Below are 13,826 nucleotides of genomic sequence, written 5' to 3'. Positions count from 1 at the left end.
CCAAGAGGTAGAGAAGTGACAGATAAAGCTTACAAGCATTTAGGTAAAATTAAAGCTAATATTCAAGGAGGTTTGTTTTAGCTTAACATAATATATTGATTATTTTGTTCATTATGAATTCATCCGTTAAAATACCAGAGGTTTCTTTTTTAAAATTTTTAAAACACGCTCAAAATATTTTAAAAAACCCCTTGCCTTTTCATGCTAAAAATTTTGAAAACTTAGGTAATATTTTTAGGTTAAATATCGGCTTTGGTAAATCAGTTCTATTTTGTAGAAATGCAGGACTATTGCAACATGCACTTCAAAAAAATCAAAAAAATTACACTAAATCATATATCCAAACAAAAGATTTAGCCAAATACGTGGGCAAAGGTTTGCTAACTTCTGAAGGAAAACATTGGCAAAAACAGCGCAAACTAATTCAACCGGCTTTTCATAAAAGTCAGTTAAATCTTTTGTTAGAAACTATTCATAAAACAATTGAACTTGAGTTGCAAAACATAACAATTGACAAGCCTTCGGACATTTTTCCGGTCTTTAATGACTTAGCTTTTCAAACAGTAGTGAAATCTATTTTTAATATAGAAATTAGTTTAGAAGATGTAAACGCTTTGCAGCACACTACAGAGGCAACGCAGCAAAATTTGGTTCAAGAATTACGGCAGCCTTTTTTAGTTTGGTGGTTTAATTTATCGGGAAAAACTCAAAAATTCTTAGACCTAACCCAGCAATCAAGAACCATTTTAAAACGATTAGTTAATAATAGAAAGCAAAGCCACAAAAGACATGATGATTTATTAGATATGCTTTTAGATGCTCGTTATGATGATGGCAGCAGCATGAACGAAGATCAATTGGTAGATGAAATTTTAATACTATTTGCTGCAGGGCATGAAACCACATCAAACGCACTAACATTTTGTGTGGAACTTTTAGCTAGAAACCAAAACGCACAACAAAAAATTGCTGATGAAATTGAAAAAGTAAAAAAAGAATCCAATGATTTAATGTATTTGCTTAAAAACTGTACTTATACCAAGCAAGTTATAGAAGAAACGATGCGTTTGTATCCACCAGCTTATTTTATAGACAGAGTAAATATAGAAGAAGATGAGTTTGAAGGCATGATTCTTCCAAAAGGATCTAACCTCTTGTTTTCGGTATATGAAATTCACAGGCATAAAGATTTTTGGACAAACCCAAATGAGTTTGTACCTGAACGATTCTCTAAAGAAAATGCCATAAAACATACCAATCATTACTATCCCTTTGGAGCTGGTCCTAGAATGTGTATTGGTAATAATTTTGCCATGTATGAAATGATTATGGCCATAACGTCATTAGTAGAAAAATATTCAATTGTAGACAAGAAAGCACCAATTCAAATAAACCCACTCATTACATTAAAACCTTTTGAAGCTGTTTTAGAATTTAAAAGGAGAATTAAATAAGAGGAATTTAATAAATAATAAAAATGTTTAAATTACTGCGTTATTTACTTTTGTTTTCAAGCTCAATGCTGTGTTCACAGAACCTGCCTAATGATTGTGTAAATTATATTCAGGTATGTGATAATCTAAGCATTTCATATGATGTTTCTGGAGCGGGTACACAAGAAATTGTGCCTCCGTCATGTGCCTCTGTTGAATCTAACTCATTATGGTTACGTGTAACAATTGAACAAGCAGGAACATTAGGATTTACACTGATTCCTAATAGTAGTAATATTGTAGAAGATTATGATTTTTGGATTTTTGGGCCTAATTCTGATTGCACTAATCTAGGGACACCTATTAGATGTTCCACAACTAATCCGCAAGCCTCTGGGCAAACAAATAACCATACAGGTTTAAATGCCAGTTCAACGGATACTCAAGAAGGACCAGGACCAAGCGGAGATAGCTTTGTAAAAGAATTAAGCACTTTAGTAGGAGAAAGTTATTTTATTGTTATAGATAGGCCCATGGGAAGCTCTCCTTTTACATTATCATGGTCTGGAACAGCTATTATTTCTAACCCTTTTTCTACTCAAAATTTCAATGACTTTAATGATGTTGTTTTATGCGATCAAGCAGCAGATAATAGTGAGCCATTTGACTTTTCAACATTAACAACACCTTACTTGGGTTCGATTATGGGATATACTTTGTCTTATTTTGAAAACGATCAAGATGCTTCATTTAATATAAATGAACTACTTGGTGTTACCAGTATTTCTCAAGGAATATATTATGCTAGAATTAATAACACAAGCTCTTCTTGTTATATAACAAAACCTATACAAGTTGTATTTAATAGCGTTCAACCACTAGTATTAAGGGCTTGTGATGATACAGATGATGGAGTTTATGCTTTTGACACCTCAACATTAGAGGCCGACTTATTAAATGGATTAACAGGCTTTAATCTCTCATTTACCGATGAAAACAACAATGCTTTACCTAGTCCTATGCCTAATCCTTTTATAACAACGGCACAAACAATAAATGTTATGCTTGTAAGTAATACAGGTAATTTTTGCACATTTACAACAACAATTGATTTTATTATAAACAACAAACCACAATTTTTTTCTGTTCCGGCAAGTTTAACCACTTTATGTAATCAAAATGATCCACAACAACAGTTAGAATTTGCATCTTTTGATACATCAACATTTCAAGCAACTATTTTAGGAGGACAAACCAATATGATTGTTGAATACTATGATGAAAATAATGATGCTTTAAGTCCATTGCCAAACCCTTTTACTACATCAACACAGAATGTTACAGTAAAAATTAAAAGAGCAAATGATTTTAATTGTTTTTCAACAGCTATAATTCCATTTAAAGTACTTTCGAAACCAGATATTGTTTTACAAGCAGAACCAGAGTTTGTTTGCACAAACTCGCCTTCTTATTATGTAACTTTAAATGCGGGACTCGTAGATATAAATCAGATTAATAATCATACATATCAATGGTTTTTAAATGAAAATCAAATAATAGGTGCTATATCTTATAGTCTTCAAGTAAATACTGCAGGAAATTATTCGGTAAGTGTTACAAATTCGGACGGTTGCGAACAAACAAGAACTAATGTGGTCATTGAATCCAACAGTGCTGCAATAGAAAACATAGAAATTTTTGATTTATCAGATAACAATACAATTAGTATAATTGTTTCGGGTATAGGGAATTACGTTTATAGTTTAGATAATGTTACGTTTCAAGAGTCTAATATTTTTTTAAATGTTATTGCTGGCTTTTATACGGTTTATGTAAAAGATTTATATAATTGTGAAACCTCTATTAGGTCTATTAATGTTTTAGGATTGCCAAAGTTTTTTTCGCCTAACGGAGATGGTTATAATGATTTTTGGAACATTACAAATGTAGATTCAGAGCTTAACAGTGAAATTGTTATCAGAATCTTTGACAGATACGGAAAGTTGCTGAGTCAAATTAATCCAATAGGCAGCGGCTGGAACGGATACTTTAATGGTTATAAGCTCCCGGCCGATGATTATTGGTACACTGTTGAGCTTCAAAACGGAAAAATTGTAAAAGGTCATTTTGCCTTAGTTAGATAAGGTTTTTATTATATAAAAATCTCAAAAGAACAGCGTTAAAATTTTTTTCTTTCAATCCTTATTTTAACTTTGTAAGTTCATGTATAAACTATTATATGCACAAAGACACAAAACGTAGAGAAGCTTTATTATATCATGCAAAACCAACTCCTGGAAAAATACAGGTTGTACCTACAAAAAAATATGCCACACAACGCGATCTTTCGTTAGCCTATTCACCAGGTGTTGCCGAACCTTGTTTGGAAATTGTAAAAGATGTAAATAATGTATACAAATATACAGCTAAAGGAAATCTAGTAGCAGTAATTACAAATGGAACAGCTGTTTTAGGCCTTGGCGACATTGGTCCAGAAGCTTCAAAACCAGTAATGGAAGGTAAAGCATTGTTGTTTAAAATATTTGCAGACATAGATGTATTTGATATAGAGGTAGATACAAAAAATATTGAAGAATTTATAGCAACCGTAAAAAACATTGCTCCTACTTTTGGAGGAATCAATTTAGAGGATATAAAAGCTCCAGAGTCTTTTGAAATTGAAAGACGTTTGGTAGAAGAATTGAATATTCCGGTAATGCATGACGACCAACATGGTACTGCTATTATTTCATCAGCAGCATTACTTAATGCTCTCGAAATAGCTGAAAAAGAAATAAATAAAATAAAAATTGTAATTTCAGGTGCTGGTTCAGCTGCCTTAGCGTGTGCCAATTTATATGTCTTGTTAGGTGTAAATACGTCCAATATCACCATGTTTGATAAAGAAGGAGTTTTGTCTCCCGATAGAACAGACTTGTCAACCTTACAAAAAAAATACACTTCGGGTAAAAAAGGAACTACATTAGCACAAGCATTAGTAAATGCAGATTTGTTTTTAGGCCTATCTGCAGGTAATATTCTCTCTGCAGACATGTTGCTAACCATGAACAATAATCCAATTGTTTTTGCAATGGCAAATCCAATACCAGAAATTGATTATAATGTAGCAATTAATGCCAGAAAAGACATTATAATGGCAACAGGTCGTTCAGATCATCCTAATCAAGTTAACAATGTTTTAGGATTTCCTTATATTTTTAGAGGAGCTTTAGATGTTAGAGCCACAAAAATTAACGAGGCTATGAAAATGGCTGCTGTTAAAGCTTTAGCAGAACTAGCAAAAACGCCCGTTCCAGAGCAAGTAAACATTGCATATGGAGAAACTAAATTAAATTTTGGAAGAGATTATATCATCCCTAAACCTTTTGACCCAAGATTAATTACAATTGTAGCTCCAGCTGTTGCAAAAGCAGCAATGGATTCTGGCGTTGCTCAGATAGCAATAACGGATTGGGAAAAATACGAAGAAGAATTATTAGAACGTTTAGGTTCAGATAATAAAATGATTCGGTTATTAATCAATAGAGCAAAAACAGATCCAAAACGAATTATATTTGCTGAAGCAGATCATTTAGACGTTTTAAAAGCGGCACAAATTGTACTTGAGGAAGGTATTGGAACTCCAATTTTACTTGGAAATAAAGAAATCATTCAAGAATTAATGTTGGAAATAGGTTTTGAAGCAGATGTAGCCATTATTGATCCAAAAACGAAAGAAGAAGATTTAAGAAGAAAAAAATATGCAAATTCATTTTGGGAAACTCGTAAACGTAAGGGATTAACTCTTTTTGATGCAGAAAAATGGATGAGAGAGCGCAATTATTTTGCAGCAATGATGGTTAATCATGGAGAAGCAGATTCTTTAGTTACAGGTTATTCTAGAAGTTACCCTTCTGTGGTAAAACCCATTATGGAACTTATAGAAATGGGAGCTGGAGTTTCTAAAATTGCTACCACAAATATGATGATGACTGCTCGTGGGCCAATTTTTTTATCTGATACAGCTATAAATGTAAACCCTACAGCCCAAGATTTAGCTAAAATTGCCTTAATGACTGCAAAAACAGTTAGATTGTTTGGTATGGAACCTGTAATTGCAATGGTTTCATTCTCTAACTTTGGCTCATCTAATAATGAAAGTTCTAAAAAAATTAGAGAAGCAGTTGCGTATCTTCACAAATATTATCCAGACTTAATAGTTGATGGAGAAATTCAAACCGATTTTGCATTAAATTCAGAATTGTTAAAAAGTAAATTCCCTTTTTCTAAATTAGTTAATAAAAAAGTAAATACGTTAATTTACCCAAATTTAGATGCTGCAAATATTACATATAAAATGCTTAAGGAACTAAATAAATTAGATTCTATTGGGCCAATTATGATGGGACTAGATAAGCCGGTGCACATTTTTCAATTAGGAGCAAGTGTTGAAGAAATGGTAAACATGGCGGCTGTGTCAGTAGTAGACGCTCAAGAAAAAGCAAAAAGAATAAAAAAAACAAAAATAAACTAATAATTTTATTCACAATAATGATAACACATATTCAAGGAAAATTAGTAGAAAAAACACCCACAGAAGTTGTAATTGATTGCAATGGCGTAGGGTATTATATTAACATTTCGTTGCATACTTATTCATTACTGCCAGAATCAGATCATTTAAAATTGTACACTTTTTTACAAGTTAAAGAAGATTCACACAGCCTGTTTGGTTTTGTAGAAAAGCAAGAAAGAGAACTTTTCAAATTATTGATTTCAGTTTCTGGCATTGGAGCAAGTATCGCTAGAACAATGCTGTCTTCTCTTTCTCCGTCTCATATAATTCAAGCAATAGCCTCAAACGATCTTGCTACAGTACAATCTATTAAAGGCATTGGAATAAAAACAGCTCAAAGAGTTATTTTAGATTTAAAAGATAAAGTATTAAAAATATATGCTTTAGATGAAGTTTTGTCAACTAATTACAATACAAATAAAGAAGAAGCGTTATCTGCTTTAGAAGTTTTAGGATTTAATAGAAAATCTGCTGAAAAAGTAATAGATAAAATAATTAATGATAATTCAAGCGCAAACGTCGAAAGTATTATTAAGCTAGCATTAAAAAATTTATAAATAATTGAAAAAAAAATAACTTACAAAATAAGACTTTAAAATTAATATCATCATTATTCATGGTATTAGTTATGGGTTTTTCATTTTCTCAAGTTACAGAAAACGACAGTATTGTTAAAGGATACAGTCAAGGTAATATTGATATTAATAATCCAAATAGTATTTTAGACGCCTATACCTACGACCCAATAAGCGATAGATATATTTACACCAGTACTTTTGAAGGCTTTAACATCAATTATCCTATTATTCTTACGCCACTTCAATATGAGGAATTGATTTTAAAAGAGGAAATGCGAAAATATTATCAAGAAAAATTAAGCGCTCTTGATGGAAAAAAACTAGGTGCAGAAGAAGCACAAAGAAATTTATTACCACGTTATTATGTAAATTCAAAATTATTTGAAACTCTTTTTGGAGGAAATTCAATCGACATAAAGCCATCGGGATCTGTAGAGTTAGATTTAGGGCTGCGATATACAAAGCAAGATAATCCTTCGCTTTCGCCCCGAAACAGATCAACCACCACATTTGACTTTAACCAAAGAATAAGTCTTGGTTTACAAGGAAAAGTTGGAACAAGATTAGGTGTAAATGTAAATTATGACACCCAATCTACTTTTTCATTTCAAAACTTAATAAAATTAACCTATGACCCCACAATAGGAGGTATAGACCCCACAAATTTAAAAGGGAGCATTCCAAAAAGTGTTTCAGGAAATGAAGACGCAATCGTTCAGAAAATTGAGTTAGGAAACGTAAGTTTACCTATTAACAGCACACTTATAAGAGGGGCACAAAGTCTATTTGGAGTAAAAACCGAATTGCAGTTTGGTAAAACAACCGTAAAAGCTGTTTTCTCTGAACAAAAATCTCAAACAAAATCTGTCAATGCAGAAGGTGGTGCTACTGTTCAAGAATTTAGCCTTTTTGCACAAGAGTATGATAATGATAGGCATTATTTTTTATCACAATATTTTAGAAATAATTACGACACTGCATTAAAAAACTACCCATATATAGATAGTAGAATACAAATAACACGTATTGAAGTTTGGGTTACAAACAAACAAAACAGGGTAAGTGCTCAGGATAATAATTTAAGAAACATCATTGGACTTCAAGATTTAGGAGAAGGCCAATTAAGCGCATTCAATGATTCAGATATCATAGGATTAAGCCCAATACCTCTTGGATTTTTTAGCACAACACCGAACGCTCCTTCAGATAATAAAAACAATAAATTTAACCCCAGTCAAATAGGTCAAATAGGGTCTTTATTAAATGACGGAATTAGAGATATAGCAACCGCCGGAAATGGCTTTAATGTTTCGGGCGTTCAAGAGGGACAAGATTATGTTAAACTTGAAAATGCAAGAAAGCTAAGCACTAATGAATTTACTTTTCATCCTCAATTAGGGTATATTTCCTTAAACCAAAGACTCTCAAATGATGAGGTATTGGCAGTATCGTATCAGTATACCATTGGAGATTCTGTATATCAAGTTGGAGAATTTGGAACCGACGGAATTGACGCAACTCAAGTAGATAACACAACTGAAATAGCAACTCCTTCTACGCAAAGTCTTATTTTAAAAATGCTTAAAGGAACTTTAGTAAACGTTAGTAAACCCATTTGGAATCTAATGATGAAAAACATTTATCAAATTCCTGGGGGTTATCAATTGGAGAGTGAAGACTTTAAATTCAATATCTTATATACAGACCCGTCACCATTAAATTACATAAAACAGGTTGGAACAACTTCCTTACCAGTTGGAGTTGCTGAAACGCCTTTAATAAAAGTTTTTAATTTAGATAAGTTAAATTACACCAACGACCCACAACAGGGAGGAGATGGTTTTTTTGATTTTATACCCGGAATCACCGTTGACGCACAATATGGTAGAATTATATTTACCAATGTAGAACCCTTTGGAAAATTATTGTTTGATAAATTAAAATTAGGAGCAGAGGATTATGATACAGATTTAAGCTATAATGCCAATCAAGAAAAATATGTCTTTAGAAATTTATATAAAAACACTCAAGCTGCCGCTTTGCAGGATAGTGAAAAAAATAAATTTCAATTAAGGGGTAAATATAAATCTACTTCTGGAGACGGAATTGCTATAGGCGCATTTAATGTGCCACAAGGATCCGTAGTTGTAAGTGCCGCAGGCAGGGTTTTAGTTGAGGGCGTTGATTATACTGTAAATTACCAATTGGGAAGGGTTTATATAACAGACACCTCTCTTTTAGCATCTAATATTCCGATCAATGTATCTCTTGAAAATAATGCAGTTTTTGGTCAACAAACCAGACGCTTTTGGGGTTTAAATGTGGAGCATAAATTCAGTGAAAATTTTCTTTTAGGAGGTACAATTTTAAATATGTCTGAAAGACCTTTCACACAAAAAAGCGACTATGGTCAAGACGCAGTTAACAACACTATTTTTGGACTAAACACAAGTTTTGCTGCCGAAATACCTTTTTTAACACGATTGGCTAATAAATTACCAAACATAGATACCGATGTTCCTTCAAATTTATCGTTTAGAGGTGAAATTGCTTATTTAAAACCAGGCGCGTCAAAAACATCTAATTTTAATGGAGAATCTACAGTTTATATAGATGACTTTGAAGGTTCTCAAACTACAATAGATATGCGTTCGGCTTCAGCATGGAGTTTGTCAAGTAGTCCCATAAATTATGGAGGAGAACTTAACGAAAATGATTTAAGTTATGGATACAAAAGAGCAAAAATGGCTTGGTACTCTATAGACCCTGTTTTTTACACACAAGCACCAGGTGGAATTTCAAACCAAGATTTGTCGTCTAATAAAACCCGAAGAATTTTTAGCTATGAAATATTTCCCCAAACAGATGTTGTTCCCGGACAAACTCAAGTAATTTCAACTTTAGATTTAACCTATTTTCCAAAAGAAAGAGGGCCATATAACTATAACCCATCAGCCACAAATAATGTTTTTCCATCGGGAACTCAGCAAAACAACTGGGGTGGAATTATGAGAAGTATAAATTCTACAAATTTTGAACAATCTAATGTAGAATACATCCAGTTTTGGGTAATGGACCCTTATTATGGCTTGCCAAATGATATTACACCAGCAACCAACGAAGGGAAGTTAGTTTTTAATTTAGGTGAAATTTCTGAAGATGTATTAAAAGACGGAAGAAAATTATATGAAAACGGCTTGCCAGAAACGGGAGCGCCAACACCAACAGTGACAACTTCATGGGGAAAAATTCCAGCTTCTCAGTCTTTAATTTATGCTTTTGATACAAATGAAGCTAATAGAGCGGTTCAAGATATAGGCTTAAATGGCTTGTCAGATGCTGAAGAAGCAATTCAGTTTCCAGCATTTGCAGGTAACCCTGACCCTGCAGCAGATAACTATCAGTTTTACTTAAATGCTACAGGTAGCGTTTTAGAACGATACAAAAATTACAACGGTACTCAAGGAAATTCGCCTGTTAATGTTACCGATACCAACAGGGGAAACACAACATTTCCTGATGTTGAAGATATCAACAGAGATAATACTATGAATACCATAAATGCATATTATAAGTTTGAAGTAGATGTAAAAAAATACGGAGATTTACTTACAGATGTACCCGTGGGAAGTAATTTTATTGTAGACGCACGAATAGACAATAATATTGATTTACCCGATGGAACTACTGGAAAAGCCCGATGGATTCAATATAAAATTCCAATTCAAGAATTAGCAATCCCTGCCAATGCAGAAGGAGGCATATCAGACTTACGTTCTGTTCGATTTATGAGAATGTTTTTAACGGGTTTTAATGACGATGTAACCTTGCGTTTTGGGGCATTAGATTTGGTTAGAGGTGAGTGGAGAAGATTTACAAATACTCTAGATGAATTAGATCCAATTGTTTCAGATGATAACACAGCTTTTGATGTTGTATCGGTTAATATACAAGAAAACGAAAATCGTTCTCCAATTCCATATGTTGCTCCACCGGGAGTAAATAGAGAACAATTGTACAATTCAAATGCGGTGATTAATCAAAACGAACAGTCACTATCATTACGAGTGTATGACCCAATACCCACAAGTTATATAGACGGTCTAGAACAGAAAGACTCCAGAGCTGTGTTTAAAAATGTAAATGTAGACATGCGTCAATTTAAAAAAATGCGAATGTTTTTACATGCAGAAGCATTACCTACACCAGAAAGTAACCCACTGCAAGATGACGAAATGGTTGCCTTTATTCGTTTTGGAAATGACTTTACTCAAAATTTTTATCAAGTCGAAATGCCTTTAAAAGTATCTGCTCAAACAGCACGATCCCCAGAAGATGTTTGGCTAGCAGATAATGAAATTAACGTGCCATTATCCTTATTAACAAAATTAAAAATATTATCACTTTCAAACGATGCCTCTATTGTTTATGATGAAAATGGAATTGGTTTTGTAGAAGAAGAAACCATTGGATCAGCAGAAAATAAATTGACATTGGGTATAAAAGGGAATCCTAATTTTGGCTTAGTTCGAACCTTAATGGTGGGTATAAAAAACAAAAATGGATCAGGACCCATAAGAGGTGAAGTATGGTTTAATGAACTTCGAATGTCTGAAATGGACAACAAAGGAGGCTATGCCGCAGTGGCTAACTTAGACACCAATATGGCAGATTTTGCTACGCTTTCTGCTACAGGAAGATTAAGCACTATAGGCTTTGGATCCTTAGAACAAGGTCCAAACGAAAGAAGTAGAGAAGATGTTAAACAGTATGACATTGTTACCAATTTTAATTTGGGAAATTTACTTCCAAAAAAATGGGGGGTTAATTTGCCTTTTAATTATGCTATTGGCGAAGAAATGATTACACCTCAATATGATCCCTATTTTCAAGATATTGAATTAGATCAATTGTTAAATGTTACAACTGACGCTGCAGAGCGAGAAAGTATTCAACAAAGAGCTATAGACTATACTAAAAGACAAAGTATTAACTTTATAGGTGTTCGAAAAAATAGAGCTCCAGATCAAAAACAACACATATACGATCCTGAAAATTTAACCTTGTCTTACTCGTATAATGAAACACAGCATAAGGATTTTGAAATTGAAAGTTTAGAAGACAAGCAAGTTAAAACTTCTGTTGATTATACGTACTCTTTTAAGCCTTTAACAGTGGAGCCGTTTAAAAAAACAAAAATATTTTCTAACGATAAATATTTTAAATATTTAAAAGACATTAACTTAAATTTTTTACCTACTAGCATTTCATTTAGTTCTAATGTTTTAAGACAATATAACAAACAGCAATTCAGACAAATTGAAGTTCAAGGATTGGAATTAGACCCTTTATTCAGAAGAAATTTTTTCTTCAATTATAACTATGGGTTTAATTATAATTTAACAAAATCTCTTTCAGTTGTTTATAATGCAAGTTCAAACAATTTAGTTCAAAACTATCTCGACGAAAACAACAGGCCTATTGATTCGTTTACCATTTGGGATGATTTTTGGAATGCAGGAACAGCTAATCAGCACAATCAACAAATGGTGATTAATTATGAATTGCCAATTAGTAAATTGCCTTTTTTAGGATTTATTAAATCAAATTACTCCTACACATCCGATTATAATTGGACTCGAAATCCGTATGCAAATACTACAATTAATGACGTTGTAGAGCATCTTGGAAACACCATTCAAAATGCCAATTCACATAAGCTGAATACAACATTTAATATGGCTATTTTATATAAAGCTTTAGGTATTGGGGTAAAGAGAACACCCAAAACTCAATCAGCAGCTCCACCAAAACCAGGAGAAAAAATTGTTGCTAAACCAAAATTTAATCCCGCTAAGGACCAAAATATTTTTGTAAAAGGAGTTATTGGAGTTTTAACAAGTGTAAAAAACATGCAAGTTAATTACACCGAAAATAATGGAACTGTATTGCCAGGTTTTTTGCCAGGCTTAGGATTCTTTGGCTCATCAAAACCAACTATTGGATTTATATTAGGCAGTCAGTCTGATGTAAGATATCAGGCTGCAAAAAACGGCTATTTAACTACTTTTGATCAGTTTAATGAAAACTTTACACAAGTAAAAAGCAAACAATTGACTTTTACAGCTCAAATGGAATTGTTTAAAGATTTTAAAATAGACTTAAATGCGGATAGAATTTTAGCAGAGAATTTTTCTGAACAATATGATGTTTCGGCAGATGGATTATATAATGCTAGATCGCCATACAATTTTGGTAATTATAACATTTCTACCATTTTAATAAAAACCGCATTCGGTCAAAGTGACGAAAACTTTTCAGAAGCATTTCAAGATTTTAGAGATAATAGAGTAATAATTGCCAATCGTTTAGCACAAGACTATTATGGGGTAGGAAACGTTATTGATTCAGATGGCGACGGTTATCCAAATGGATTTGGAAAAAACAGTCAACAAGTTTTATTACCTGCTTTTTTAGCAGCTTATTCAGGTCAAAACGCAAATACTTCTTCTACTAAAAATTTTAAATCTATTCCTTTGCCTAATTGGAATATTAAGTATACTGGCTTGATGAATTATAAATTTTTCAAAAATAATTTTAAACGCTTATCTATTCAACACGGATATAGAGCAAGTTATGGTATTAATGCTTTTAGGTCTAACTTAAATAAAGATATAGATGCCGCAACAGGTTTAAATTCGGATCAAAACGGAAACATTTATGCAAAAAACATCATTTCAAACATCAATTTAGCGGAACAATTTAACCCATTAGTTCGTCTTGACTTTGAAACTAAAAGTTCGTTAAAATTTCTTGCCGAAATAAAAAAAGACAGAACACTTAACATGAGTTTTGATAATAATTTGCTTACAGAAATAAATGGAAATGAATATACTTTAGGAATGGGTTATAGAATAAAAGATGTTGTAATCAGTTCAGCATTAGCAGATAGCCCTACAGGCATTATTAAAAGTGATATCAATTTAAAAGCTGATTTTTCAATTCGAAAAAGCTCAACCATAGTTCGATATTTAGATTATGATAACAATCAATTATCTGGCGGACAAAACTTAATGTCAATTAAGTTTACTGCAGATTATTCGTTTTCTAAAAACCTAACAGCTATTTTCTTTTATGACCATCAGTTTTCAAAAGCAATGATTTCTACGGCATTTCCTCTTACAACAATTAGAGGTGGATTTACATTGAGATATAATTTTGGAAATTAATTTCAAAAAA

5 protein-coding genes are annotated in these 13,826 nt (G+C 32.5%); all 5 read left to right on the top strand.

Annotated features, from left to right (window positions below; translation table 11 throughout):
* The first annotated feature begins 113 nt into the window (after positions 1–113).
* The 5 genes from AABM47_RS03055 (at position 114) to sprA (ending at position 13,816) form a co-directional block, all read left to right on the top strand.
* Entirely contained in the window at positions 114–1,454 is a 1,341-nt protein-coding gene (locus tag AABM47_RS03055) for a cytochrome P450 (RefSeq protein WP_338409454.1), read from the top strand.
* A 23-nt stretch (positions 1,455–1,477) separates the two neighbouring features.
* Complete coding sequence (locus AABM47_RS03050; RefSeq protein WP_338409453.1) at positions 1,478–3,577, top strand: T9SS type B sorting domain-containing protein; 2,100 nt, start codon at positions 1,478–1,480, stop codon at positions 3,575–3,577.
* Between the two features lie 95 nt (positions 3,578–3,672).
* Complete coding sequence (locus AABM47_RS03045; RefSeq protein WP_338409452.1) at positions 3,673–5,967, top strand: NADP-dependent malic enzyme; 2,295 nt, start codon at positions 3,673–3,675, stop codon at positions 5,965–5,967.
* A 17-nt stretch (positions 5,968–5,984) separates the two neighbouring features.
* Positions 5,985–6,566, top strand: coding sequence for a Holliday junction branch migration protein RuvA (ruvA, locus tag AABM47_RS03040; protein ID WP_338409451.1), 582 nt, complete (start codon positions 5,985–5,987; stop codon positions 6,564–6,566).
* 59 nt (positions 6,567–6,625) lie between these two features.
* Positions 6,626–13,816 carry a cell surface protein SprA gene (gene sprA / locus AABM47_RS03035; RefSeq protein WP_338409450.1) on the top strand — a complete coding sequence of 2,397 codons (7,191 nt, stop codon included), beginning with the start codon at positions 6,626–6,628 and terminating at the stop codon, positions 13,814–13,816.
* Positions 13,817–13,826: the final 10 nt, after the last annotated feature.

Origin of the sequence: uncultured Flavobacterium sp. (assembly GCF_963925415.1) — a bacterium.
In the GTDB taxonomy this organism is placed as follows: Bacteria; Bacteroidota; Bacteroidia; order Flavobacteriales; family Flavobacteriaceae; genus Flavobacterium.
This window is presented reverse-complemented; position numbering and strand designations above follow the sequence as displayed.

Excerpts from the sequence above, each read along its gene's own strand:
- ruvA (WP_338409451.1), top strand. The coding sequence starts at position 5,985 with ATGATAACACATATTCAAGGAAAATTAGTAGAAAAAACACCCACAGAA.
- AABM47_RS03045 (WP_338409452.1), top strand. The coding sequence starts at position 3,673 with ATGCACAAAGACACAAAACGTAGAGAAGCTTTATTATATCATGCAAAA.
- sprA (WP_338409450.1), top strand. The coding sequence starts at position 6,626 with ATGGTATTAGTTATGGGTTTTTCATTTTCTCAAGTTACAGAAAACGAC.
- AABM47_RS03055 (WP_338409454.1), top strand. The coding sequence starts at position 114 with ATGAATTCATCCGTTAAAATACCAGAGGTTTCTTTTTTAAAATTTTTA.
- AABM47_RS03050 (WP_338409453.1), top strand. The coding sequence starts at position 1,478 with ATGTTTAAATTACTGCGTTATTTACTTTTGTTTTCAAGCTCAATGCTG.